Annotated in this window: 21 protein-coding genes and 1 pseudogene; 13 read left to right on the top strand and 9 right to left on the bottom strand. The window is 63.9% G+C overall.

Annotation, left to right across the window (positions count from 1 at the left end; all coding sequences use genetic code 11):
* Positions 1 to 62: 62 nt before the first annotated feature.
* Positions 63 to 200: a hypothetical protein gene (locus ACERNI_RS09100; protein WP_448832961.1), complete on the bottom strand. Its 138-nt coding sequence runs from the start codon at positions 198 to 200 to the stop codon at positions 63 to 65.
* A 312-nt stretch (positions 201 to 512) separates the two neighbouring features.
* Between ACERNI_RS09100 and ACERNI_RS09095 the strand changes: the two genes are divergently transcribed.
* The 5 genes from ACERNI_RS09095 (at position 513) to ACERNI_RS09075 (ending at position 4879) form a co-directional block, all read left to right on the top strand.
* Complete coding sequence (locus tag ACERNI_RS09095; protein ID WP_448832960.1) at positions 513 to 743, top strand: helix-turn-helix domain-containing protein; 231 nt, start codon at positions 513 to 515, stop codon at positions 741 to 743.
* A gap of 298 nt (positions 744 to 1041) precedes the next feature.
* The gene (locus ACERNI_RS09090; RefSeq protein ID WP_448832959.1) at positions 1042 to 1926 is read left to right on the top strand and encodes a hypothetical protein; all 885 of its coding nucleotides are present in this window, start codon (positions 1042 to 1044) and stop codon (positions 1924 to 1926) included.
* Between the two features lie 255 nt (positions 1927 to 2181).
* Positions 2182 to 2922 carry a hypothetical protein gene (locus tag ACERNI_RS09085; protein ID WP_448832958.1) on the top strand — a complete coding sequence of 247 codons (741 nt, stop codon included), beginning with the start codon at positions 2182 to 2184 and terminating at the stop codon, positions 2920 to 2922.
* A 130-nt stretch (positions 2923 to 3052) separates the two neighbouring features.
* Entirely contained in the window at positions 3053 to 3472 is a 420-nt protein-coding gene (locus ACERNI_RS09080; RefSeq protein ID WP_448832957.1) for a hypothetical protein, read from the top strand.
* Between the two features lie 192 nt (positions 3473 to 3664).
* Positions 3665 to 4879, top strand: a complete 1215-nt coding sequence (locus ACERNI_RS09075; protein ID WP_448832956.1) for a DUF1254 domain-containing protein — start codon at positions 3665 to 3667, stop codon at positions 4877 to 4879.
* A gap of 73 nt (positions 4880 to 4952) precedes the next feature.
* Here ACERNI_RS09075 and ACERNI_RS09070 read toward each other — a convergent pair.
* A pseudogene (locus ACERNI_RS09070) lies at positions 4953 to 5258 on the bottom strand (Rha family transcriptional regulator); the annotation flags it as partial.
* Here ACERNI_RS09070 and ACERNI_RS09065 point away from each other — a divergent pair.
* Positions 5257 to 6303 carry an FUSC family protein gene (locus tag ACERNI_RS09065; protein WP_448832955.1) on the top strand — a complete coding sequence of 349 codons (1047 nt, stop codon included), beginning with the start codon at positions 5257 to 5259 and terminating at the stop codon, positions 6301 to 6303. The pseudogene ACERNI_RS09070 and the gene ACERNI_RS09065 overlap by 2 nt on opposite strands.
* Before the next feature lie 375 nt (positions 6304 to 6678).
* Here ACERNI_RS09065 and ACERNI_RS09060 read toward each other — a convergent pair whose 3' ends face one another.
* Together ACERNI_RS09060 and ACERNI_RS09055 are read right to left on the bottom strand one after the other, a co-directional pair.
* Entirely contained in the window at positions 6679 to 7890 is a 1212-nt protein-coding gene (locus ACERNI_RS09060; RefSeq protein WP_448832954.1) for an ABC transporter substrate-binding protein, read from the bottom strand.
* Positions 7891 to 8542: 652 nt separating this feature from the next.
* Positions 8543 to 8761, bottom strand: coding sequence for a hypothetical protein (locus tag ACERNI_RS09055; RefSeq protein ID WP_448832953.1), 219 nt, complete (start codon positions 8759 to 8761; stop codon positions 8543 to 8545).
* Between the two features lie 387 nt (positions 8762 to 9148).
* Here ACERNI_RS09055 and ACERNI_RS09050 point away from each other — a divergent pair, with 387 nt between their 5' ends.
* The 3 genes from ACERNI_RS09050 to ACERNI_RS09040 all read left to right on the top strand — a co-directional run bounded on the left by ACERNI_RS09050 (position 9149) and on the right by ACERNI_RS09040 (position 11593).
* Positions 9149 to 9385, top strand: coding sequence for a hypothetical protein (locus ACERNI_RS09050; RefSeq protein WP_448832952.1), 237 nt, complete (start codon positions 9149 to 9151; stop codon positions 9383 to 9385).
* 179 nt (positions 9386 to 9564) lie between these two features.
* On the top strand, positions 9565 to 10554 hold the full coding sequence (locus tag ACERNI_RS09045) for an alpha/beta hydrolase (protein WP_448832971.1): 990 nt from the start codon (positions 9565 to 9567) through the stop codon (positions 10552 to 10554).
* A 598-nt stretch (positions 10555 to 11152) separates the two neighbouring features.
* On the top strand, positions 11153 to 11593 hold the full coding sequence (locus tag ACERNI_RS09040) for a MucR family transcriptional regulator (protein WP_448832951.1): 441 nt from the start codon (positions 11153 to 11155) through the stop codon (positions 11591 to 11593).
* Between the two features lie 203 nt (positions 11594 to 11796).
* Here ACERNI_RS09040 and ACERNI_RS09035 read toward each other — a convergent pair whose 3' ends face one another.
* Positions 11797 to 12615 carry an FkbM family methyltransferase gene (locus ACERNI_RS09035; RefSeq protein ID WP_448832950.1) on the bottom strand — a complete coding sequence of 273 codons (819 nt, stop codon included), beginning with the start codon at positions 12613 to 12615 and terminating at the stop codon, positions 11797 to 11799.
* A gap of 87 nt (positions 12616 to 12702) precedes the next feature.
* Here ACERNI_RS09035 and ACERNI_RS09030 point away from each other — a divergent pair, with 87 nt between their 5' ends.
* Together ACERNI_RS09030 and ACERNI_RS09025 are read left to right on the top strand one after the other, a co-directional pair.
* Positions 12703 to 13470 carry an SDR family NAD(P)-dependent oxidoreductase gene (locus ACERNI_RS09030; RefSeq protein WP_448832949.1) on the top strand — a complete coding sequence of 256 codons (768 nt, stop codon included), beginning with the start codon at positions 12703 to 12705 and terminating at the stop codon, positions 13468 to 13470.
* A 239-nt stretch (positions 13471 to 13709) separates the two neighbouring features.
* Complete coding sequence (locus ACERNI_RS09025; RefSeq protein ID WP_448832948.1) at positions 13710 to 14699, top strand: alpha/beta hydrolase; 990 nt, start codon at positions 13710 to 13712, stop codon at positions 14697 to 14699.
* A gap of 65 nt (positions 14700 to 14764) precedes the next feature.
* On the opposite strand, the gene meaB is transcribed toward ACERNI_RS09025, so the two are convergent.
* Complete coding sequence (gene meaB / locus ACERNI_RS09020) at positions 14765 to 15772, bottom strand: methylmalonyl Co-A mutase-associated GTPase MeaB (protein WP_448832947.1); 1008 nt, start codon at positions 15770 to 15772, stop codon at positions 14765 to 14767.
* Between the two features lie 336 nt (positions 15773 to 16108).
* On the opposite strand from meaB, the gene ACERNI_RS09015 reads away from it, so the two are divergent.
* Complete coding sequence (locus ACERNI_RS09015) at positions 16109 to 17098, top strand: alpha/beta hydrolase (protein WP_448832946.1); 990 nt, start codon at positions 16109 to 16111, stop codon at positions 17096 to 17098.
* A gap of 54 nt (positions 17099 to 17152) precedes the next feature.
* On the opposite strand, the gene ACERNI_RS09010 is transcribed toward ACERNI_RS09015, so the two are convergent.
* Positions 17153 to 18733 (bottom strand): alkaline phosphatase, encoded by a 1581-nt coding sequence (locus tag ACERNI_RS09010; protein WP_448832945.1) that lies wholly within the window; start codon positions 18731 to 18733, stop codon positions 17153 to 17155.
* A 178-nt stretch (positions 18734 to 18911) separates the two neighbouring features.
* On the opposite strand from ACERNI_RS09010, the gene ACERNI_RS09005 reads away from it, so the two are divergent.
* Complete coding sequence (locus ACERNI_RS09005) at positions 18912 to 19799, top strand: hypothetical protein (RefSeq protein ID WP_448832944.1); 888 nt, start codon at positions 18912 to 18914, stop codon at positions 19797 to 19799.
* Positions 19800 to 19865: 66 nt separating this feature from the next.
* Here the strand turns inward: ACERNI_RS09005 and ACERNI_RS09000 are convergent, their stop codons facing one another.
* Both ACERNI_RS09000 and scpA read right to left on the bottom strand, forming a co-directional pair.
* Positions 19866 to 21323 carry a cytochrome P450 gene (locus ACERNI_RS09000; RefSeq protein WP_448832943.1) on the bottom strand — a complete coding sequence of 486 codons (1458 nt, stop codon included), beginning with the start codon at positions 21321 to 21323 and terminating at the stop codon, positions 19866 to 19868.
* A gap of 577 nt (positions 21324 to 21900) precedes the next feature.
* The gene (gene scpA, locus ACERNI_RS08995) at positions 21901 to 24057 is read right to left on the bottom strand and encodes a methylmalonyl-CoA mutase (RefSeq protein ID WP_448832942.1); all 2157 of its coding nucleotides are present in this window, start codon (positions 24055 to 24057) and stop codon (positions 21901 to 21903) included.
* Positions 24058 to 24113: the final 56 nt, after the last annotated feature.

The following is a 24113-nucleotide window of genomic DNA, read 5'->3' as shown; positions in this document are numbered from 1 at the left end:
TGAATGTCGATCAGTCCTAAGCCGCCAGTCCGGCGAGAAGGGGCTAATTCGAACTCTCTTGCTCAGGCGGCCATTTTGCGCTTCGTGCGCTGCTTCGCCTGGGCGCGGGCCAGCATGCGACCGATCACTCTCGCGCCTGGCCGGGAGTTGCCGGCCATCCCGACTTTCTGGAAACCGATCCTGCCGTCGAAGAAAATCAAGACCGCCGCTGCTCCGGGGACATGTCGCAGTCGGATGTGTCGACCACGACCGCCTCGCCCTCGACGAACATCAATGCGGGACTGGCGCTCTCTGAAATCCTCCCAGCAAGGTCTGCCCACCCGCCGAATGCTGCAGATGCTGCAAAAGCATGGGCCTGCGCCGTGTCGGCGCGTCATAATCAGGGGGAGATAGGCGTGACGGTGACGGCGTGGGGCATGGTTGGGTCCTTGTGTTGATGTCCTGTTTTCAGTGCAAAGTAACGATATCCGCACATAGTTGTTACATCAAGATGAAATCGGAACAGAACTACGATGCTGCCAATTCAGTGCCGAATGGCCCGCACTGCCGTAGGTTGGGGGGTTAGGGAGCTGGCCAGGGAAGCCAACGTGTCTGCAGATACGGTTTCACGCTTTGAGCGCGGCGAGGATCTGCTGCCCCGCACCGTCGCCACCCTTCAGTCAGCCCTCGAATCCGCCGGCGTCATCTTTCTGGACGCAGGCGCCACGGTGAACGGCGGCCCCGGCGTGCGGCTGAGGGGATGACGATCACGCGCCTGAACAGCGCAGCGCCGCAAGGGCAATTCTGGGCTGGTCGCAGGAGCGCCCAGGGGATGCCATGGCGATGAACCTGATGACCATTTTTGCTTGAGCGGGGCGGCGCTCCGATGACCCGGAATAACCTCCTTGCGCTACGGATCGCGTTCGAACAGGCTGGCGTTGCATTCAACAACAATGGGCGCGTGAGGATGACGGGGGAAGGTGACTGATGGGAAAACCCGTCGGGGCGTTAGAACTGGCTCAGATGGCGGTCGTCGCATCATCGTTCAGGCTTCCGGACTGGGTGCTGGAGGACGCGGCGGCGTTGCGCGCCCATCCCGCATTCCCCCAGGCGTTGAGACTTCACGCGGAGCGCATCGCCGGCAATCTGGAGAGATCCCGCGATCTGGTCCGGCTCACCAGTGAAGAAGCGCAACTGACTCTCGGGATCGCGCTGACGGCGCTTCATCTGGCAAGAAATCCCGGGGATCCGCGTTCGGGAGCGACCCTCACGCGCATCCGGGCCTTCGCCGCGCGATTCCGCATCACCAGTCCGAACCGCGTCAGCGCGCTGATCGGTCTCAAACTGCATACGGGATACTGGCGTCAGGTCGAAGTCAGCGCAGACAGGCGCGTCAAACGTCTGGAGCCGACGGAGAAAGGCGAGGCGTTGAGCCGGCTCATCGCGCAGAGCACGCTGGCGTCGATCCAGTTGATGAGCGAGAGGTTCGACTACTTTAGCCTTCTGGAAAACGACCCGGACTTCAGGTCACGGTATTCGGTCGAAGGCATCAACCTGTACGCAAGCGGGGTGCGCCTGGCGCTCGCCGTTCCGGACGCCCGGTTCTTCATGAGCAAGGTGGCGGGTCGCCAGATCATGTTCAAGCTCTGGCTGGCCTTTGTCGACCAGCAGGAGGGGGGCTCGCGGATCGTGTCCTGTCCCTATGTATATCTGGCCAACTGCTTCGGCGTTTCGCGGGGGCACGTCCGGCGGCTCGTGGAAGCGGCGCAGGAACGCGGTCTGCTCAAGGTCCATGCGCCGGGCGGACACGCGATTGAAATCCTGCCCAGGTTTGTCGAATTGCAGGAAACATTCACCTCGCTGGCTTTCGCCCTGCTCAAGAAGGCGGCAGATCTGGCCGCGTCCGGGTCAGGGCGCGGAAAAATCGAGTGGGGCGTCGATCTCTGATCTGAGCGGGACAAACGCTTTGGCATGGCGCGAACCGCGAGGGATAGACCGCCTTCAATTCCCACGCCCACCCTTCGGCGAAACCTGGTAAACCTGACCAAGTTTATTGACCGCCTCAGCATTCTCATCCACGCCCCCTATCAACCGCATCCAGCCGGCGCGGTGTTCCGCGCGCTTGTCTGTGGTCAAATCCGACCGGTGGCGGAACAGGTGGCGCTTGATACTTTAACTCGGGAGCGATCGTGGGGAGGCCGCATGCAGGATCGTTACGCAGGGGATATTGGCGATTACGCAAAGCTGGCGCTATTGCGGACGTTATCTTCCGGACGCGCCCCTGGTGTCGCTTGGCACCTTTATCCCGACGAAGGCCACAATGGTGATGGCCGGCATATCAGGTACCTGCAACAGCCAGAGAAATGGCGGGCTCTTGACCCCGAGCTATTTGATGCCCTGGCAAGGGTAGTCGACGCGGGCCGCTCGGTGAAGGCGATTGAGGCATCCAGGCTGATGCCGTCCGTCTACCATGGCGTCGCGCTGACGTCTGCAGGCTTACCTTGGCAGCGCCGGTCAGGGTGGCGCACCGCGTGGTTTGAGGAACTTCAAAAGGCAATGCCTGGAGCAGATATCGTCTTCGCAGATCCTGACAACGGGCTGGTCGATGACGATCCCCGGCGACGCGGCAGGTCAAAGTTTGGGAAACAGATTCCGGTTGCAGAGGCCATAGCACTTGCCAAGGGGCGTGCGGCCGTAATCTACCATCACAATACGCGCCGTGCTGGTGGGCGCGATGCCGAGGTGGAGCACTGGCTGGGTCAATTGGGTCCAGATACCCTGGCGATTCGTGCCAAGGCCTACAGTTGCAGGGCCTTCTTTATCCTCAACCCGGATGACGGATTACGGGAAAGGGCTTCTGCCTTCTGCGACCGGTGGGCGGAGCATGGTGTTAGGCTACATTGCAAGATGGACCCCACCAACCGTCTGAAAGGAAGTCCATGACGAGAATCGTCATCGCAATACTTGTGGCTGTCAGCCTCAGCGCCTGCGCTGGCCGGTCATGCCGCGACTGGCCAGGCACCTGCATCATACAGTGAGCCTTGATGGGGAGCCTGAAACGGGCACAAAAGGCATGAAGATTCCAGACCAACCGTTGACTCTGCAAAAAGAGGAAGCCGCGATCCGACACGCGGAGGCTGCTATTGCTGCCCTTCAACATGGCCACTTCGATATCGCGGTCACTTTGGCCGGAGCTGCAGAGGGCATCTATTCCGACCGCAAAGGTTCGGACATACATACTCAGATGATGAAGCAACCCAAGGCTTTGGAACGCTTCAACCCGAAGGAATGGAATGCCGTCCTCAATCTGGAGCGTGACTGGCTTAAGCACGTGTCCGACCATGGCATGTCTGAAATCACCATTTCAGCTTGGCTAGCCGCCTTTTCGGTGGCCCGTGCACTATCCAAACTTGATGCGGATGCTTGGACACCGCTAATGCACGAATTCAGAGAGTGGCTTTTGTCGAACCGCGACGCACTATTTCAAAAATAGGCCGGCTGGATGTCCGGCGCTTCAATATGGGCAAAAGTCATATTGAAACGTCACTCAGGTTCTAAATGCCGGAATTTCCGGGGTTATGGCGAAAAGTCCACCCCCCTCAACGTCGGCGTAATTTTCCGCCCATGGCCTGGCCCCCTTGCCATTGCACGGTGCAAAATTGCGTTCACAGCGCATTCCTGCGCCATGGCTGACTTTTCCGCCAGGATCACGGCCCTGAATTTCACCCTGGGAGCGATCAATGCAATTTTGAACGCTCAGCCAAATGTCTTCAGGCTGTTAAGGTCAGAATCCTGCCCTATAGTTGCCCGTCTGGCGATCCTGGCATCCATGACGCCGGAGAGATGCGGTCCACTTCCGCAGGAGGAAATGATGGGCAAAGGCGTTATTCTTGGTCTGATGCTTGCGACCGCAGCCGGGTCAGCACACGCGGCGTCCGACGCCAACTCAGTGCCAGTGAACATCGGCACATTCGTTCGAGCGGAATCCGACAACTACCTTGCCAGGAATGCGAAGGAGGCCGGCGGCATCGGCAAACTGAAGCATGTTCGCGAGCCGGCTTCGATCGACGATCAAACGATAATCCGACTAAATCGCGACACGCTCTACTCTTTCGGTGTTATTGATCTGGCCGCTGGCCCTGCGACAGTGGCGCTACCGGATGCGGGCAAGCGCTTCATGTCTTTGATGATAGTCAATCAGGATCATTACACGCCGTTCGTGGTCTATGGCTCCAAGCCGCTGAAGCTAACCCAGCAGAATGTTGGCTCGCGATATGCCTTTGTGGCGGTGCGAACCTTGGTGGACCCAAATAATCCGAAAGACCTGGCCGAAGTTCACAAGTTGCAGGACGGCATCCGCATCACACAGAAAGACACGGGCAAACTGGAGTTGCCGAATTGGGACGCCAGGAGTCTGGATGCCATACGCACCGCCCTGCTGGAGCTGGCCAGGTACAGTCCTGATTTTCGGGGCGCCTTTGGCGCAAAGGGAACTGTTGACCCCATCAAGCACCTGATAGGCACTGCTGCAGGCTGGGGCGGAAATCCGGATAAGGATGCAAGCTACGACAGCTTTAGTCCGCCCGACGCCAGCGGCAAGACCATTTACAGGCTGCAGGTCCCCAAAGACGTGCCCGTTGGGGCGTTTTGGTCGATCAGCGTTTATAACGCCAAGGGCTTCTTTGAGAAGAACCCCTACAACGCCTATTCGGTCAACAACATTACAGCTGCCAAGAACAAGGATGGCTCTGTGACCGTGCAGTTCGGCGGTTGCGATGGCAAGGTTCCCAATTGTCTTCCCACCATGGAGGGGTGGAACTCTCTCGTCCGTATGTATCGGCCTCAGCAGGCAATCCTGGACGGGAAATGGAAGTTTCCGGCGCCCCAGCCAGTGCGTTGAGGTGTGACAGGGACCACGTAAAGAAGCGTGGTGGCCTGGAACTATCCCACTGGCCGCCACCAGCCTCTTTGAACATTGCCGCCGTTGATCCGGTGAAGCCCATGACGAGGAAGGTGACGCCATCCCTAGTCATGTCGAAGGCGCGGCGAGCGTCGCCCTTAGCATCCAGATATCCAACCCGTCGAAAATTCAGCGCGTTAAATTCCTCACTACAATCAATGTGATAGATCGGTTGGAGCACGTTCCGATGCTCACGCCCAGCCACCCCGGCCACATGCCGGCTGCTGGCCAGGACTCGCCTTTTGCATGCGACGCGTGCAACGCACGATCCTGTCAGCCACGCCTGGCGCTCATCCACACACCCGGCAGGAGCATGCATGTCCGAGTCAGTTCACGGCGACCATTCGCTGCTATCACTTCTGCGGGTCAAGCCAGCGACATGGCGCTGGGGTCGGGCAATCCGGGCGGCATTGTGCATTGGCTTGCCGTTTGCTGCCGGGCTGATGATGGGCGACATCATGACGGGCATGTGGATCGCCATGGGTTGTCTGATGATGACCACTGCGGAAAGCTTCGCCCCTTACCGCGAGATATACAAGGCGATCCTGATTTCTGCGCCCATAGGAGCGCTTGGCTATTTGGCGGGTTACCTGAGCCCATTACCCTGGGGCCTGATCGTTTTGGCCATGATGCTCGCCGGGATTGCGGCGGGAATACTGAGTAACATCGGCCACGCATTGTCTCTGGGTGCGTTGCAGTTCCTTCTGCTGGCATCCATTGCCCTTGGCGTCCCTTCCATCGCTTCGTTCTGGCAGCCGGCAGCGCTGTATCTGGCAGGAGCCGCATTCTACGCTCTGGTGCTTGGCGCCGAGGTTCTGATGCGGGGTTGGCGCGCGCAGGACGCGACAGTGGGCGCAGCCGCCCCGAACCCGCCGGAAGCTCGAATACAGCTTGCTCCGGCCCTGGCTCTGGCGCTCTGCCTGGGGGCGGCTTACAGCGCGCACTGGTTTTACGAGGCAGCACACTGGTTCTGGATTCCGCTGACCGTCGGCCTTGTAATGAAGCCGGACCTGGGACCCATTCGGGACCGCTCCCTTCAGCGCATCATCGGAACTGTTGGTGGCGTTGCTATTGGCGCGCTGATCCTTGGCCACGTCCAGAAGGGTTATCTCTTCGTATTGATCATGGCGCTTCTGGCGGGTGCTCTGCCTTGGGCAATGCAAAAATCCTACGTGCTTCAGGCCGTGTTCCTCACGCCCCTTATTCTAATGCTGGTAGACGTCATCATTCCTGGCGCCGGCGATGCGGACTTCGGCCTGCAACGCCTGCTCGACACCGCCATAGGCAGCGCCATCGTAATCCTGTTGGGATATCTGCCATTGCGGGCATACCACGCCAGCGGCAAGGCAAGACCCTTCAATTAGCTGACAAGGCTTTGAGCAGGCACTCTTCAGGACTGAGCCATGCTCACCTTGCATCTGCGCGGGCGGCGGCTGAACGCATCCGGGGGGGCATGGCGAGGGCTGCGGAGGATATCATTGCGGCAGGCCGCGGGCTGATTGAGCAAAAAGCGCCAGTTGGGCCACGGGAATTCCTTCCCGTGGATCAAGGCTGGGTTTGGGATGTCGGAGCGACGTGCACGGAACTTCATGCAAGTTTGCGAGAAGTTCGGGCAAGATCGGCAACGCGTTGCCGATTTGAGCTTCCGGGTACTGATCGCCCTCTCATCCGATAGCGCCCCTGAACCAGTCCGCGCCGAAGTTGTTGAACGCGCGGCGTCTGGTAACAGTCTCTGCCTGTCAGGCGCTTATAGGCTTATCTGAATGCGACCACTCATTGCCGTCGAAGGTTGCGATGTAGAGAGCCGCAAACGGCGAATAGTCAGTTGGCGTGGTGGCGTAGGTGATTCCCGGCAGCAGGGCTGGCGCAGCGACGCCCTTCAGGTTGGTCGCCTGCTTAAGCAGATTCGCCCGGGTCAATTCATTGCCACAACGCTCGACGATTTTCGCCATCAGCACGCCCATGGAATACCCGAGGAATGCGATGTCGTTGTCAGCCTCAATGCCCGTCATCCGCGCCTTTCGCAGTTCCTGGAAGGCGATAACATCGGCATCCTTGGCCCAGTGTGGGCTGCCAACATGCTTGTGGTACAATGTTGAAACGATACCCTTCGCCGCCTCCACTCCTGCGGCGTTGAGAATCGACCGGCCAGTCGAGGTGCTGACCAATAACTGAAGGGGCTTCCACTTCAGTTCGTGTGCCTTCTTGATTGCCTGCGAGGTATGCTTGCCCGTGCTGACATTGTAGAAAACGTCAGCGCCTGACTTGGCGAGCTGAATCATCTGGGAGTCGATGGTGGCGTCCGTGAGATCATATGGCGCCTCCGCCACGATCTTGATGTTTTTGCCCACTGATTCCTTGAAGGCGTGAGTATAATCGCGGCCAAACTCGTCGTTCTGGAAGAGAATTGCAACTTTGGCGTCCGGCTTTGTTTCCAGCAGGTAGCGGCCGAGAATGCGCCCTTCGGCAGAATAAAGCGGCAGAGCGGGCGTCGTCCAAGGGAATTCCTTTGGATTATTCCAGCGCGGCGCGCCGGTATTCAGCAGCAGCTGCGGAACACCCTTGCTATTCAAATATTTTTGCACCGACGACTGCGGAGCCGTACCAAGCGAACCGAACAACCCAAGCACTTCCTCTTGCTCAACCAGACGGCGGGTCGCCTCAACCGCCTTCGGCGCGCTATAGGCGTCATCCAGGGAAATGAACCTGATCTTGCGTCCGTTGACGCCGCCTTTTTCGTTCAGCATGTCGAAATAAGCGGCTTGGGCACGGCCAATTACGCTATAGAGCGAGCCAGCGCCGCTGTAGGGGATAGTCTGTCCAAGCCGGACCTCGGCATCAGTTGCGCCGACATCGTATTTCTTTCCGCCTGCTGCCCGTGCTTCCCTTATAAGGAACGGTGAAGCCACCGTTAGGCCGATGCCGGCGGCCATTAGTTCACGCCTGTTCATTGTATTCCCCCCCCTCGGGTAGATTTGCTATTGGACGCTTTGGCGGGCCAACTTGCCCACTGCCGGAGAGAGTATTCACATAGATTTGAAACTGACAACCATCCGTTGGCAGGATACGAAGAGAAATGCGTCCGGGCTTAACCGTATCGCCACTATCGTTATGACAATGGGGAAATTCGGGCGAGCAGCTGGTTTCGGCTACAATTTGCAAGCTTTAACCGACCAGCCGGGAGGGCCCCCAATCCGCGGCCAGATCTGCTGTATAGCCCACCCGCCCCAAGAATCCCGCCTGGCAGCCCCTTTTCCAGCCGCCGCGCCGTGTACGGGTGCTGCCCACTACGAAACGGCCACAAGCTCCATTTCACCGCCTGACAGGCCCGAATTTCGCCGGGCCGGCCTCCGCAGCAATCCAGGTATTTGGCCCGGATCGCAGATATAGGCGATCGCGGCTCATGCCCGGCGAGTGCAGCCACAGCCGCAGTCGGCGGCCAGACGGCCGCCATCTCTATCTTGTTGATGCGGCCACCGCCGACCGCGCGGCCCAATCACATCCGGCCAGCGCTCCACGATGCTGGTGCTGACGCCACCCTTGCGGACGACGGTTCGCTGCGCCCAGCCGCCCACCATCTTAATGGCCCGGCCGTTCGCGACGTCATATGCAAAGCTGGTTTCCCGTTGCCGTCACCTCGGCCGCCTTGCCAGGATTACGGCGCCACCGCGCCACGTCTGCATGCGTCAGCTCTGGAGCCTTGCGGCTGCCCAGCTCAGGCTTGATGTACTTGTCATAGTAAATTCGATACAGGCCGGCTGTGCTGGTCTTTCGCTTCGCCGCTACCTCCGACTCCATATGCGCGTCGACGAGCGCCGACACAGTTCTGGCTGATCGCTCCTGCGCAGGCCCGGCGGCTGGGTCTGAGCCCTTCGTAATGTCGGCGAGGATCTGACGCGCCAGCTTGCGCGCCTGGTCAGGGGGGCAGGGCGGCGGCGGCGCCTATTGGGGCGCGGCGCTTCGCTGTGCCCCTGCCACCCGAGCCGGGCCGGTACTCCAGGATGTAGCTAATGTGCCCCCTGGGAGTGACGCGCGCGCCGAAGCCTTTCAGCTCGGTGTCGAACACTATGTAGGTTTTCGCCTGCGGCTGGAGCCGGTCCACGACAGGCCTGGTGATCTTCGTGACGGGCATACGAACCCCGTCAGCTAGTTTCGGATGGCTAATTTTTGCACGAGTCGCCACCGCATGCGAAAACACCGTGAAACATTGTGAAATATGATCTGGAGAAATATGTAATAAAATCAACGGAAACGCCCATTTTATCCCATTCCGTAAAGCGCTATGAAACAATAGAAATCAATCTGGTGGGACCAGGGGGTCGTGGGTTCGAATCCCGCCTGCCCGACCATTTCTTCATTTTATCGATGGCGCAAAAGCTGGAAGCAGACGCTTCCGGCTGCTTTGCGTTTGCGGCGCCAGGCTTGCCTGGCTTTCCGGTCCGTTGACGTACAGGCCCGCTGCGCCCTTGCCCTGAAAGCCTGTGCGACTGGTCGAGTTATTCTGGCCAGGCTGCTTCTTGTCGTCCGGCCCGGCTCGCTGAAGCTGTCATGCCCGTCCGCTGGCGGGAACAGGTGTCTCCGCCGCCTTTTTTGGGGTCATAATGCCGGGATGCCGGCATGTGACGATGGGGGGACTGATGGGCCAGGGCGAGATTTTGACCGAAGCGTTCAGGGTGGCGGCGGATGACAGCGGCGTGGAGCTTTTTGTCCGTAACAAGGTGAGGCGGGACGTCGCAGCATTTGCGCCGGAACGGACGCTGCTGTTCGTACATGGGGCCACCTATCCGGCGTCCACTTCCTTCGACCTCGCGCTCGATGGCATGTCGTGGATGGATTACATCGCGGACCGGGGATACGACGTGTATCTCATGGACCTGCGCGGCTATGGTCATTCGACGCGGCCGCCGGAAATGGCCGCGCCGGCGCAGGACAATCCGCCTGTGGTGCGCGGCGTGACGGCGATTGCCGACATTGGCCGAGTGGTTGCGGCGATCACCGGGCGTCGCGGCCTCGACAGCCTGTGTCTGCTGGGCTGGTCGTGGGGCACAACCCTGACCGGCGCCTATGCCGCAAGCTTTCCCGCCCATGTCCGCCGGCTGGCGCTGTATGCGCCGCTGTGGGTCAGGCGGCCGGCGGCGGGTGGGCATTCCATTGTTCCTGGAGCCGTACAACTGCCGGCGTGGCGGGGAACCGCGCGCGCCGAGGCTTACGCGCGGTGGGTGGCCGGCGTTCCCGAACAGGCGCTGCCCACGCTGATTCCGCCGGGCTGGTTCGACGCCTGGGCCGACGCGACATTCGCGACCGACCCCGATGGCATGGCCATGGATCCGCCGGTGCTCCGGGCGCCGAATGGCGTGCTGCAGGATGTGCGGGAGAGCTATTTCGCCGGCAGGCCGTATTTCGATGCATCGCGCATTACCGCACCAACGCTGCTGGCCGTCGGCGCCTGGGATGCTGATACGCCGCCTGAGATGGCGCAGGACCTGTTCCAGCAGTTGCCGTCCGCCGCCCATAACCAGCTGGTGATTTTTGACCAGGGCTCCCACACCATGATGATGGAGCGCAACCGTCTGCAACTGTTCGAGACCGTGCAGGCATTTCTGGATCGCGGCTGACACAAGGTCGGCCCCCGTGTGTCGCCGCGCACATACAGGGCGTGGCGGGGCCACCAGGTTGACGGAGTGGAGCACGCGCTCCTCCCTTCGATGAGATCCGCCTTCAGCCGCCCTTCGGGGCGGTTTTCTTTTGCCCAACGGCTCCGGGGGGGGGGGGGGCTCATGCGCCTGGAGGCTCGCCGGCCAGCCCGGCCCGAAAGTGCGGCGGCCGGGCCAGTGACGCGCTGATACCCTGCTCGCGCCGCGCATTACCATGACCAGATCATGCCTGCCGGGGCGAGAGCGTGCCTGCCGGGCGCCCCGTCATGCGCCGGCGCCTCGCCTTAGCGACGGTCCCGGGGGGGGGGCGATGCTCCAATGATGTTCATGACGCGGTTGGGTCGCGGGCGTGCGCCCGGCGACGGCCGGGCAGTGAAGACAGTCGCGCGCGCGGTCTTGTCTGATCGAACGCTATCGAAGTTGACGAAGTTACCGCCTGAATTTCAGGTTCGTCAGTTTGTTTGAACTATCTAAATATAGATTATATATTGACAAAAATTGAATTATTGATATTTATGCACGAATATATTTTGATTATTTAAAAATATTCTGGTGTTTCATGAACGAATTGCAGACTGGGCTTCGTGAGCTGGCGACGAAAATTATTTGTGCCTACCTTTCCAACCATACGGTTGCGCCCGGTGAACTCGACGGGTTGATTGCGTCCGTGCATGCGGCGCTGTCAGGCGCCGGGGCGGGGGCGCGCCCTGCGACCCCGGCGGCGCCGGCGCTTACAGCCGCGCAGATCCGCAAGAGCATCTCGCCGGATTTCATCGTATGCTTTGAAAATGGCAAACAATATCGGTCGTTGACCCGGCACCTGCGCGCCGCTTATGGCCTTTCCCCCGAGGAATACCGGGTCAAATGGGGGTTGCCGGCGGACTATCCGATGGTTGCTCCCAACTACGCCGAGATGCGTTCGCAACTGGCGCGCAATATTGGGCTCGGCGCCGCGCGCGATTCGGTCAGGGGCAGGACGAAGGCCGGGGCTGACCAGTAAGCAATTCTCCGCGCCGCTCTGGTCAACCCGGAGCGGCGCTTGCGTTCGCTGCAGCTGACATATCCGGCACGGCCAATGGGCTTCGCCCTCGCGGACTGGGCCTGGCCCTGGCGGATTGGCTCCGGTGGCGTGGCTCCGGCCCTTGCGGACGCCGCAGCGCCTGGTCGCGCGTCCGCGCCCGGGCGGCGATCCGCCGGCCGTCTTCAGTCCGGTGCTGGTCCAGGGCGCGTGAACAGCCAGCTGTCTCCCTGCTTGCCGTTCGCGATCAGTTGCGGGTCTGGCGCAGCGCCGCCTGCCGCCCGCGCTGCGGGCGGATCGATTTCCTCGCTGCGCCAGTTGGCGAAGGGCGCGAGCGCCAGCGCCGTCCGGGCGCGTATCTCATCCTCCGGCGCGCCGGTTTCGCGCAGAACGCCGGGATGGAAGGAGACAAGGGCGCTGGTCTGCCCGCGCCGGTGCAGCAGCGGCGTCAGCTGCGGCAGCAGGGCGAACTCGCCCCCTTCAATATCGAGCTTGATGAAGAGCGGCGCATCGGCGGGCACAAGCGCCGCCAGTTGCGCCGGCGTGATCGCCTCGACGCTCCACCGGACGCGGGCCACGTCAGCCTGCTGCGCCAGCAGGGCGCTCGACATGGAGTCGCCGGGCTTGCGCCGGGCGGCGAGCGTCACGGGGTCCTGCGTCGCGCTGACAGCCCTGTCGATCACCGTGACCCGGGCGGCGAGCGCCGGATTGCTCGCGAGATTACCGCGCAACTCCCGCAGCGCCTGCGGGTCGGCTTCAACGGCGATGCAGCGCGCGCCCAGCCGCGCCGCCAGCAGGGTGGTGGGGCCAACCCAGGCGCCAAGGTCGAGAAACCAGGTTTCCGCATTCACGTGCGCGCTGATGGCCGCCAGGGCCCCAGGCTCCCAGACGCCGGCGCTAACCCTGGCCCAGAACGTCGGCTTGTCATCGCTGACATGGATCGTGTGGCCCGCCAGCTTGACCTGGCGGACTGACGTTGCGATGGGAGCGCTCTGGTTCTGCATTGGCTCTCCGGCGCCGGCGGATCTGGAGGCGTGATGGCTGGCCGGCCGGTTTGGATCATCACGCGGGAATATCTCAGGGGAATACCAATGGACCTTGGCGCGCTCGTCAGCAACAAACATGTCTTCATCACCGGCGCCTCCGGCGGCCTTGGCGCGCATTTCGCACGGCTTTACGCCTCCTGCGGCGCGGTGGTGACCGTGGCGGCCCGCAACGCCGGCAAGCTGGCCGAGCTGGTGGCCGAGTTGCAGGCAAAGGGCGGACGGGCCAACGCCGTTTCGCTGGACGTCACCAGCGAGGAATCGGTCGCCCAGGCATTCGCCGCCGCCGAGGCCGCCCAGGGGCCGGTGGACGTGGTTGTCAACAATGCCGGCATCTCGCGGCCCGCGCTGGCCATGGACCTGTCGGCGGCGGATTTCGATGAGGTGGTGAACACCAATCTGCGCGGAGCCTGGCTGGTGTGCGCCGAGGCGGGCCGCCGCTGGCGCGATGCGGAGCGCGGCGGCGCCATCGTCAACATCGCCTCGATCACCGGCTATCGCGTCGCCCAGGCCATCCTGCCTTACGCCGCCTCCAAGGCGGCCGTCGTCCACATGACCAAGGCGCTGGCGCTTGAATGGGCCCGCTATGGCATCCGCGTCAACGCGCTGGCGCCGGGCTACATCCTCACCGATCTCAACCGCGATTTCTTCGACACCGAGCCGGGCAAGGCGATGATCCGCCGCGTGCCCATGCGCCGGCTGGGCAAGGAGGCGGATCTCGACGGGGCCATGCTGTTGCTCTCCACCGACGCCTCCAGCTGGATGACCGGCGAAGTGATCGTCGTGGACGGCGGCCATCTGGTGTCGCCGCTGTAATACCAGGCGGCGATGGAGTGACGCATCGCTGTCTGGCGAAGCCCATGCGGCGCGACGAATTTCCATCAGGACATGCGTCGCGCCCAGCGCAGGCAAGTCAGGGTGCGGCGGCATCTCCGCATCATGCTCCAAATCGCTGGGTTGCGCAGGGCGCGGGCGTTATCCTGCCCTGGTGGCGGGGACGCCGCTACGGTTTCTGGCCGTCTGCTCCCCGTACGTCGGGGTTGGGAGGCGGGTGGATGAGGTGGCTTTTCAGATTTGCCGCCGGTTTGCTGGCGGTCGGGGTTGTTGCCGCTGGCGGCGCAATCCTGTTTGGCGGGCCGCGACAGCCCCCGGTATTCCCGGGGCTGTCCGAGGCATTCGGCGCGGTCGACTACAGCAGCCTGCCGCCATTGTCATATTACGCTGGCGCTGACGGCGTCAGGCTGGCCTACAGGCGCTATCCGGCGCAGGAGAGGGCGGGAGGGCAGGGTCCCGCCGGTTCTGTCGTGCTGGTTCACGGATCCTCAGCCACCAGCAACAGCATGCACGCGCTGGCCCTCGCGCTGTCCGGCGCGGGGCATCCGGCATACGCGCTGGACATCCGGGGGCATGGCTCCAGCGGCGTGAAGGGCCATGTCGACCGCATCGGCCAGCTTGATGATGACCTTGCCCGTTTCATGGAAGATGTGAAGCCGGTTGGCCCGGTGACGCTTGTGGGGTTTTCATCAGGCGGCGGTTTTGCCCTGCGCATTGCCACCGGGTCTGGGGCGAGGCAGTTTCAGAGCTATCTTCTGCTGGCCCCTTTTGTCAGCATCGATTCACCTGCGCAGCGCCCCAATTCGGGCGGCTGGGTCAGCGTCGGCATGCCTCGCGTGGTGGCGCTGATGGTGTTGAATGGCCTGGGCATCAGTGCTGGCAACGGGCTTCCCGTAGCCCGTTTTGGCGTCAATCCACGCAATCAGGAACGGCAGACCGGCGCGTATGACTATAATCTGCTGCTGAATTTCGGGCCGCCGCTTGACTACAGGGCCGCCATCCGCGCCGTGACCACGCCGCTGATGGTGGTGGCTGGCGCAGCCGATAACATGTTTCATGCCGACCGCTTTGCAGAAGTGTTCGCCCCTGCTCCCGGATTGGTCGGGGTGCGGCTGGTTCCAGGCGTCGATCACGCGGGGCTCATTCTTGCGCCGGCGGCCCTGGCGGAGATCGTTGCGTCGGTGCACGCCTTGCAGACGGGTAGCCGCTGAGGGCAGGGCCGGACGCATTCGCAAGGCCGGCTTCTCTCAGGGGCTGTTCCCACCCAGCGCGCGCGTCAGCCAAGCCCCGCGAGTTCGCAGATTTCCTCTGCGGCGATGGTGGCGGTCAATTCACCGGCGCGCACCGCGCTTTCGATCTGCGGCACGCGTTCGCGCACCGCCGGGTCGCGACGCAGGCGCGCGTGCATGCGCTCTTCCACCAGCGTCCACATCCAGCGCACTTCCTGGGCGCGGCGCTTGGCCTGCAATTCGCCCACGGCGTCGAGCTTGCGGCGGTGGTCGAGCACGTTCTCCCACATCTTGTCGAGGCCGGTGTTGGCAAGCCCGGAGATGGTGACCACCGGGGGCGACCAGACCTTCGAGGCCGGCGCGAGAATATGCAGCGCCGCCAGATACTCAGCGGCGGCGGCGCGGGCGCGCTTCAGGCCGTCGCCGTCAGCCTTGTTGACGGCGATCATGTCGGCCATCTCGATGATGCCCTTCTTGATGCCCTGCAATTCGTCGCCGGCGCCTGGCAGCATCAGCACCAGAAAGAAATCGGTGAGATCGGCGACGGTGGTTTCCGACTGGCCGACGCCCACGGTCTCCACGATCACCACGTCGAAGCCGGCGGCTTCGCACAGCAGGGTGGTTTCGCGGGTCTTGGCGGCGACGCCGCCCAGGGTGCCGGCGCTGGGGGAGGGGCGCACAAAGGCGTTGGGATCAATCGCCAGCCGCGCCATGCGGGTCTTGTCGCCGAGAATCGAGCCGCCGGTGCGCGTCGAGGAGGGGTCCACCGCCAGCACCGCCACCTTGTGGCCCGCCTGGGTGAGGTTGGAGCCGAGCGCGTCAATGGTGGTGGATTTGCCCACGCCTGGCACGCCGGTGACGCCGAGGCGGATGGAGCCGCCGGTGCGGGGCATCAACATCTGCAACAGCTGGCGGGCGGCGAGGCGGTGATCTTCCCGGCGCGATTCCACCAGCGTGATGGCGCGCGCCAGCGCGGCGCGGTCGCCGGCAACCAGCCGCCCGGCGAGGTTCGCGACATCAATGGCCGGAGGGCGTGGGGAAGTCTGGACGGTCATGTTCGCTCCGGGAGCATTCTCCAGCGGGGCTGACGTTGCCCTGCATCAGGAAAATGCGCCAAATCAAAAAGGCAGGGTAAGGTTCCGGCTCAGTTGACCGGATGTCCCGGGGCAAAGGCCAGGCCTGTCTTTGCCCCATTCAGTCCTGGTCAGTCACAACCGCATCTGGCCCCGCAACGTCGCCCGTTTGCGACGGCGGCGCCTGAAGCAGCCATAACCCGGTGGATTGATTCCGGCCAGCCCGCCAGATCCCGTTCAGGGCGGCGGCGGCGCCATGATGGCGCCCATATGCTGGCGCGTTGTGCGCCGCTTCCGATTCAATTGCGCTGAACTGTCATGACCGATCCGCTCTCCATCAATCGCCGCAACCTGTTCGCCATCGCCGGCGGCGCACTGGCTGGCCTCGCCATCGCCCGCCCGGCCCTGGCGGCGGAAGGCGACGCGGACGTTTATGTCGTGACCAACCGCAAACCGGTGGAGGGCGCCGCGGAGCGTCCATGGTTCAGCTGGCAGCGCTCTGGCGGCACCCGCGTCGTCAGGGCGGTGCTGAAGGACGGCGGCAAGTCCCTGCTGGGGCGGGCGGTGTCCACGGTGGCCGGCCGCTGGAGCCTGGTGAGCGTCGAAGGGCTGGGGCCGAACGATCCCGTCGCCACCCTGGCGGGCGCCGTAGCTGGCCACGACCTGCTGTTCTACGTGCACGGCTACAAGACCTCATTCGAAACCAGCGTGCTGGACGCCCACGAGCTGGCCAGCGGCATCGCTTTCGATGGACAGACCGTCGCCTTCTCCTGGCCGTCGAAAGACGCGCTGATCGACTATGGCTACGACCGCGAAAGCGCCATGTGGTCGCGCGACGCCCTGCAGGACGTGTTCGAGGCCCTGGGGCGCAGCCCGAGCGGCGGCAAGCTCAACATCATCGCCCATTCCATGGGCGCGCTGCTGACCCTGGAGACCCTGCGCCAGCTCTGGGCGCTCAGCGGCTCCACCGATCTCGCCGCCCGTATCGGCGCCATCGTGCTGGCGGCGCCGGACATTGATGTGGACCTGTTCGCCACCTCGCTGAAGCGCATCGGGCCGCTGGCCTCGCACATCACGGTGATTGGCTCGACGAAGGACCGGGCGCTGGCGGTGTCCGGCCAGCTCGCTGGCGGCGTGTCGCGGGTCGGCGCCTCGGTGCGCGAGCAGCTGGAGCCGCTGGGCGTCAAGGTGGTGGACGCTTCGGACTATGGCTGGGGCGTCATCGGCCACGACGTGTTCCTGTCCAACAAGGACGTGCGCGCCGTGGTGCGCCGCGCCGTTGAACGCGGCGCCAAAGCCCAGGATTGAGGCCCAGAACTGGCTCTGGCCTGGCCGGGCAAGGCCGGACCAGGCCAGATGCGCCTATTTTCCTGACTGTTGCGGGCTCATTGTCTGGCCAGGCGTCTGGTTCCGCGTCTGCTCCTTTGCCTGCTCCTGGCCAAGCCCCGACGCGTAAGCCATGACGTGGAAGATCACGTTCTGCTCCATGACGCCCTGAAACAGGTGCGCCCAGGGGCCGCCAGCGTAGATCGCCACATCGTCGCCGCCATGGGTCTCGGATGCCAGCGGAACCAGCGCCTGCTGTTTGTGGTCGGGGTTGCTGGTCTTGCCGGCGTCCAGCTCCTCCCGCGCCGCCGGCTGGCTTGAACCGGGGCCGTTCATGTAGCCAAGCGTGCTGTACGGCTTGCCGTCGGCGCCCTTGCCGGCGAGGCCCATCACCGGATTGCCGCGCGGCGGGTAGCCGGCCATGGTGAACACATGGCTGTGGTCGGCGGTGACCACCACCAGGGTGTCGTTCAGGTTCACCTTGTCCAGCGCCATCTTCACCGCCGCGTCCAGGGCGATGGTGTCGGTGAGCGCCCGCCAGGCGTTGCCGGCGTGGTGCGCGTGGTCGATGCGCCCGGCCTCGACCATCAGCACATAGCCTTTGTCATTTTTCGACAGGATGTCGATGGCCTTGCCGGTCATCTCCGCCAGCGATGGTTCGCCGGCCCTGTCTTTGGCCCGATCGGTCTCATATTGCATGTGGCTGGGCTGGAACAGGCCAAGCAAGCGTCTGGTGAGGGCGGGATCGGCGGCGTCGAACTGGGCCTGGTTCCAGACATAGGTCGCGTCATTGCGCCTGCGCCGCCATTCCTCCACCAGGTTGCGGCCATCGGCGCGGGCGCCCGTGCGTTTCGGGTCCTCCGGGTCCCGCGTTTCCTTTGGCAGGAAATTGGCCCGGCCGCCGCCCAGCATCACCTCGAAGCCGTCGCCGGCCGGCCATTCGATCATCTGCGCGGCGATATCCTTGCAGCCTTTCGCTTTCTCGGCCGCCGGAACCTCCGTGTCGTTCTCCCAGTCGCGGTCAGCCGCTTTGGCGTAAGCGGCGGCCGGCGTCGCATGGGTCAGGCGGGCGGTCGAGACGATGCCGGTGGCGCGCCCGTCCTGTTCCGCCAGTTCGAAGAGGGTGGTGACAGCCGCCGCCTTCTGGCTGTCGCAATCGCCGCGGCGGATCTGCTGGGTGACGCCGAGCGTGCCGTTCACCGATTTGACGCCTGAAACCAGCGCCGTGGCGGTGGGGGCGGAATCCGCCACCTGGGCGTCATGGGTCCAGGTTTTGGACAGGGCCACATGCGGCAGCCGGCGCTCGAAGGTGAGCCAGTTGCTTTCGCCGTCGACGCCGCGCCGCTGTCCTTCCAGTATGCGCGAGGCCGTCACCGTGGGCACGGACATGCCGTCGCCAATGAACAGGATGACGTTGCGGGCGCGGCCCTGCACGGGCTTGCGGGCGAGGATGGCCTGCAGGTCCTTGTGCGCGGCCTGAAAGTAGCTGTCGCCGGCCTGGGCCACCGGCGCTTCGCTGGCGGCAGGTTGCGCCGCGGCAGGTTGCGCCGCAGATTGCGCGGAATGCCATCCAATGCCAGTGACCGCCACAGCCGCCATCCAGAATGTCCGCTTCATGCCGTGTGTCCAATGCTGTTGGGCGTCGTGAGTTGTCGCCAGCGATTGTCTCCTGCGCATGTCACAGAATTGTTGCGAAAGTCACATGGTCAATGGCTGTCATCCAGCTTTTGTAAGCACGTGCTCCCTCTCGCTGGCAGGCGAACGCGATTCGCCGCCAGAAAAAGGGGAATGAGACATGCGGAACAAATTTGCAGGTATGGGCGCGTTGCTTGCCATGACGGCGATCGCCAGCCTCACGGGGGCGCCTGCTTTCGCCGCAGACGGAAACACCGGCCAGATCGACAACAGCGCCATTGGTCAGGAGGCGTTTCGCCCGCACGTCCGCACCTGGGGGCTGGTGTTCACGTTGCCGGAAGCTGTTGTCGGCAAGCTCAACGCCACGGTCGCTGGTCCGCTGAAGGAGCAGTTGCTGGCGCTCGGGCTGGAGACGGAAGCCATCCGCTCCAATATTCCCCACGTCACCGTGGTCCACATTCACAACCCGGACGAAAAGACGCCGGCCCGGATGCTTGCGGCCCTGCCCAAAGCCCCGGCTCCTGTGCAGGTGCAACTGAAAAAATTCTATACGACCGAAGCGGCGAAGGGCGCGGGCAGCCCGTGGTGGCTGGATCTGGGCGTGGTCAAGGAAGGCCCGGGTTATGAAACCCTGATGGCGTACAACACCGCGGCGACCGCTGCTCTGGCGCCTTTGCGCGACGGCCCGCTACCGCGCGTCACTGGCCCGGTCTATGCAAAGATGGGCGACGCCGGCAAGGAGCTGGTGCGCACGGTCGGCGTCAGCGGCGTCAATGTGGTGAAGGACGGCAAGGAAGCCCGGACCCACAACCCGCACAACACGCTGGTTTACAGCACGAAGCCGTTCACCCCGGCGATCAACGCGACGATGGACGGTCTGGCCGCCCACTTCAACGCCATTCTGCCGGAAGGCATGCCCACGACGTTTGACACGGTGTCGATTGTCGAGCTGGGCTTCTCTGGCAATGTCACCCGCGAGGTCTATCGCATCAATCTGAAAGACGGCTCGGTGCTGGACGTCGCCTCCGGCGAAACCGTCAAGCGCTGAGGTCTGTGGCTGAAACGGGAAAGGGCGCGGCTGATCCGCGCCCTTTTCGCCAGATTGCCGGACCTGTCAGGCCCCTGCGTCGCCAGCCGGCTTCAGTCGCATTGGCATGCCGCCCCGCGGGCGCAGGGTAATGCGCAGCTGCGGCTCCGGCGTCATGGGAATTTCCGGCTCGGGGGCAAATTTCCGGGCGAGGGTGGCCAGAATGGCGACGCCTTCCAGAATGGCGAACATCATGCCGATGCAGATGCGCGGGCCGCCGCCGAAGGGCATGAAGGCATGGCGCGGCCGGGCCTTCACTGCCTCCGGGGCAAAGTGATCGGGGTTGAACGCGTCAGGCTGCTCCCACAGCGTCCGGTGGCGATGGATGGCGTGAATCGGGAAAATCAGCGCCTCGCCCTTCAGCACCGGCTCTGCGCCCAGGGTCGTGTCCTCCGTGGCCGAACGCACAATGACGGCGGCCGGCGGGTAAAGCCGCATCGCCTCCTGCAGCACCTGACGGGTGAAAACCAGCTGGTTGATATTCTCTGGCGTGACGCCATGGGGCGCCACGGCCTCCACCTCGGCCCGCAGCCGCGCCGCCGCCTTCGGATACTGGCTGAGCAGCCAGAACGACCAGGTGAGCGCCAGCGCGGTGGTTTCATGGCCGGCGGCGATGAAGGTGAGCAAATTGTCGATGATCTGCTCGTCGCTCATCTGCTGGCCGGTTTCCGGATCGGCGGCTTCCAGCATCAGGCTGGTGAGATCGGCTTCCCGCCCGGCGGCGCCAACGGCGCGGCGCGCGTCGATGGCGGCCTGCATGCAGCCGCGCAGATACTCACGGCCAGCGGCGGCGCGGCGGCTGCCGGGATAGGGCATCCATTTGGGCGCGCCCAGCAGCGACAGCGCCAGCGGCCAGCCGATGCTGTCGAGCGAGTCGGTGATGGCTCCGGCGACGCGCTCCACGTCCATGTCCGGCGCGCCGGAGAGCATGGTGTCGGCGATGACGTCGAAGGTCGTCCGCATCATTTCATGGGCGACGTCAACGCGCTCGCCCTGTTGCCCCGCCCAGCGCTCCGCCGTCGCTTCCGCGGCGCGGATCATGGCGGGAACCATGCCCATCACCCGGTCGTGGCGAAACACCGGCGCGGCCAGCCGCCGCTGCCAGCGCCAGTGCGCGCCATTGGCGGTGAGAATGCCCTCGCCAAGCGCCGGCCCGAGGGTGCGGCGCATCACCTTGTCCTTGACGAAGATGTCGGCCTTATCAACCAGCGCCTCATGCACCAGCTCCGGCGCCATGACGAACAGGCAGGGGCGGCCCACCTGGGACGAGCGCAACAACGGCGCCTCGTACACCTCCGGCGGCCAGCCATCAATCGGGTTGCTGATCATGGTGCGCAGGATGGTCAGGGTTCCAGGCAGCCGCGCCGGGCGCGTCGCCCGCACGCCGGCGGCCGAGTGGCGGGCCATGGGGCGCGCGGGCTCCCTGGCCACTCCAGCTTCAGGCCCGTTGCCTGGGTTGCCCATGCCGGTGCTCATCTGCGTCATGTCCCTGTCATCGGTCCCTCGGCGGGACCTTTTCCATCATTGGCCCACACCGGGACCAGCCCCATCAGCCCTGGCCTGCGAGCCGGCTTTGGAAAAGCAGGCGTCAGAGCGGCTTTCGATCAATCCGGATCGCAAACCACTCCAGTTCTGCCTGTTGAGCGAATTTTGATCGACCAGCCGATTCCGGCTGACCGGAAATTGCTTTGTCGTGGGTAAATTATCCTGGAGATCCCTTCGGGCGCCACCATGACCATATCATGACGCGTGCGGAGGGCTTGCAGTTGTGTGGCGCATTGTTCAATTAAAACAATGCGTTGCATGCGTTTCATGAACCCGTCTGGCGTAAGGGCGGCCGGGGTGTGGCGGGTCGCGCCGGCCGGATCCGCTTTCCGGCTTTGAGCGGCCTGCAGCAATCTGCTGAAACAACAATCAAAACAACTACTTGTGACGCTATCCGGAATCAGTTTCTGCGTCGGCTGGCCGGGGGCGACCTCCACCAGTGCAAACGCCGCGACTCCTGCAGGAGCCGCGGCGCCGGAATATTCGGCGGGCGGGAGAGCCGCCTGGTGCGGCGGCGTTATTCTGCGGCCTTGCCAGGCAGGTAGCCGAGGCGCTGGCGCAGTTCGTTGAGCAGCTTCTCGGCGGCCTGGGCGATCACCGTGCCGGGCGGGAAGATGGCCGAAGCGCCGGCCTTGTACAGGGCGTCGAAGTCCTGCGGCGGGATCACGCCGCCCACCACGATCATGATGTCCGGGCGGCCCTGGGCGGTGAGCGCCGCCTTCAGCTCCGGCACCAGCGTCAGGTGGCCGGCGGCCAGCGACGACACGCCGACGATGTGCACGTCGTTCTCGATGGCCTGGCGGGCGGCCTCATCCGGCGTGGCGAACAGCGGCCCGATGTCCACGTCGAAGCCGAGGTCGGCGAAGGCCGAGGCAATGACCTTCTGGCCGCGATCGTGGCCGTCCTGGCCCATCTTGGCCACCAGGATGCGCGGCCGGCGGCCGTCTTCTTCCTGGAAGGTCTCGACCAGGTCCTGCACGCGCTGCACTTCGCTCATGGCGGCGGCCTCCCGCTTGTAGACGCCCGAGATCGAGCGGATCTCGGCCTGGTGACGGCCGAAGACGTTCTCCAGGGCCAGCGAGATTTCGCCGACGGTGGCCTTGGCGCGGGCGGCGTCGATGGCCAGAGCCAGCAAATTGCCGTTTCCGCGCGCGCCGTCTTCAAGCGCCTTCAGGGCCGCGTCCACATCAGCCTGGTTGCGCTCGGCCTTGAGGCGCTTCAGCTTGTCGAGCTGGGCGGCGCGCACGGCGGAATTGTCCACCTTGAGCACGTCGATCGGCTTCTCGTTCTCAGGCTTGAACTTGTTGACGCCAATCACCGACTGGGCGCCCGAGTCGATGCGGGCCTGGGTGCGGGCGGCGGCTTCCTCGATGCGCAGCTTCGGAATGCCGGCCTCGATGGCCTTGGCCATGCCGCCCAGCTTCTCGACTTCCTCGATGTGCTCCCAGGCCTTCTTCGCCAGCTCGGCGGTGAGGCGCTCGACATAATAGGAACCGCCCCACGGATCGATGATCTTGGTGGTGCCGCTCTCCTGCTGCAGGAACAGCTGGGTGTTGCGGGCGATGCGGGCCGAGAAGTCGGTGGGCAGCGCCAGCGCCTCGTCGAGGGCGTTGGTGTGCAGCGACTGGGTGTGGCCCTGGGTGGCGGCCATGGCTTCGATGGCGGTGCGCGAGACGTTGTTGAACACGTCCTGCGCCGTCAGCGACCAGCCGGAGGTCTGCGAGTGGGTGCGCAGCGGCAGCGACTTGTCGTTCTTCGGCCCGAACTCCTTCACCAGCCGGGCCCACAGCAGGCGCGCGGCGCGCAGCTTGGCCACTTCCATGAAGAAGTTCATGCCGATCGCCCAGAAGAACGACAGGCGGGGCGCGAACTGGTCGACGGTCAGGCCGGCGGCGAGGCCGGCGCGAATGTACTCGACGCCGTCGGCCAGCGTGTAGGCCAGCTCCAGGTCCTGCGTCGCGCCGGCTTCCTGCATGTGGTAGCCGGAAATCGAGATCGAGTTGAACTTCGGCATGTTGGCCGAGGTGTAGGCGAAGATGTCGCCGATGATCCGCATGGAGGGGGTCGGCGGATAGATGTAGGTGTTGCGGACCATGAACTCCTTGAGGATGTCGTTCTGGATCGTGCCCGCCAGCTTGTCGGGGGTCACGCCCTGCTCCTCGGCGGCGACGACATAGAGCGCAAGGATCGGCAGCACCGCGCCGTTCATGGTCATCGACACGGACATCTGGTCGAGCGGAATGCCGCTGAACAGGGTGCGCATGTCGTAGATGGAGTCGATGGCGACGCCCGCCATGCCGACGTCGCCGGAGACGCGCGGATGGTCGCTGTCATAGCCCCGGTGGGTGGCGAGGTCGAAGGCGACGGACAGGCCCTTCTGGCCGGCGGCCAGATTGCGGCGGTAGAAGGCGTTGGAGTCTTCGGCCGTGGAGAAGCCGGCGTACTGGCGCACCGTCCACGGCTGGTTGACGTACATGGTCGGGTAGGGGCCGCGCACGAAGGGGGCAAGGCCCGGCAGCGTGTCGACGAAGGCCAGATCGTCGCGGTCGGCGGCGGTGTAGACCGACTTGACGTCGATGCCTTCCGGCGTGGTCCACGGTTCGCCCGACGCGGCGGGGGCAGCGACGTGCGGCGCTTCCCAGTCGATGGACGTAAAGTCAGGAATCCTGGTCATGTGACTGGCCACTTCTCGATCTGCCAGGAGCGCCCGCCCGCCGGAACGGCGCGCCG

This window comes from Camelimonas sp. ID_303_24 (assembly GCF_053543495.1).
The sequence above is the reverse complement of the archived record's forward strand: the minus strand, read 5'-3'. Positions and strand labels throughout refer to the sequence as shown.

Bases quoted from the DNA above. Each gene is read 5' to 3' on its own strand.
- ACERNI_RS09095 (WP_448832960.1), top strand. From the start codon at position 513: ATGCTGCCAATTCAGTGCCGAATGGCCCGCACTGCCGTAGGTTGGGGG.
- ACERNI_RS09085 (WP_448832958.1), top strand. From the start codon at position 2,182: ATGCAGGATCGTTACGCAGGGGATATTGGCGATTACGCAAAGCTGGCG.
- ACERNI_RS09080 (WP_448832957.1), top strand. From the start codon at position 3,053: ATGAAGATTCCAGACCAACCGTTGACTCTGCAAAAAGAGGAAGCCGCG.
- ACERNI_RS09075 (WP_448832956.1), top strand. From the start codon at position 3,665: ATGGCTGACTTTTCCGCCAGGATCACGGCCCTGAATTTCACCCTGGGA.
- ACERNI_RS09065 (WP_448832955.1), top strand. From the start codon at position 5,257: ATGTCCGAGTCAGTTCACGGCGACCATTCGCTGCTATCACTTCTGCGG.
- ACERNI_RS09060 (WP_448832954.1), bottom strand. From the start codon at position 7,890: ATGAACAGGCGTGAACTAATGGCCGCCGGCATCGGCCTAACGGTGGCT.
- ACERNI_RS09045 (WP_448832971.1), top strand. From the start codon at position 9,565: ATGGGGGGACTGATGGGCCAGGGCGAGATTTTGACCGAAGCGTTCAGG.
- ACERNI_RS09040 (WP_448832951.1), top strand. From the start codon at position 11,153: ATGAACGAATTGCAGACTGGGCTTCGTGAGCTGGCGACGAAAATTATT.
- ACERNI_RS09035 (WP_448832950.1), bottom strand. From the start codon at position 12,615: ATGCAGAACCAGAGCGCTCCCATCGCAACGTCAGTCCGCCAGGTCAAG.
- ACERNI_RS09030 (WP_448832949.1), top strand. From the start codon at position 12,703: ATGGACCTTGGCGCGCTCGTCAGCAACAAACATGTCTTCATCACCGGC.
- ACERNI_RS09025 (WP_448832948.1), top strand. From the start codon at position 13,710: ATGAGGTGGCTTTTCAGATTTGCCGCCGGTTTGCTGGCGGTCGGGGTT.
- meaB (WP_448832947.1), bottom strand. From the start codon at position 15,772: ATGACCGTCCAGACTTCCCCACGCCCTCCGGCCATTGATGTCGCGAAC.
- ACERNI_RS09015 (WP_448832946.1), top strand. From the start codon at position 16,109: ATGACCGATCCGCTCTCCATCAATCGCCGCAACCTGTTCGCCATCGCC.
- ACERNI_RS09010 (WP_448832945.1), bottom strand. From the start codon at position 18,733: ATGAAGCGGACATTCTGGATGGCGGCTGTGGCGGTCACTGGCATTGGA.
- ACERNI_RS09005 (WP_448832944.1), top strand. From the start codon at position 18,912: ATGCGGAACAAATTTGCAGGTATGGGCGCGTTGCTTGCCATGACGGCG.
- ACERNI_RS09000 (WP_448832943.1), bottom strand. From the start codon at position 21,323: ATGACGCAGATGAGCACCGGCATGGGCAACCCAGGCAACGGGCCTGAA.
- scpA (WP_448832942.1), bottom strand. From the start codon at position 24,057: ATGACCAGGATTCCTGACTTTACGTCCATCGACTGGGAAGCGCCGCAC.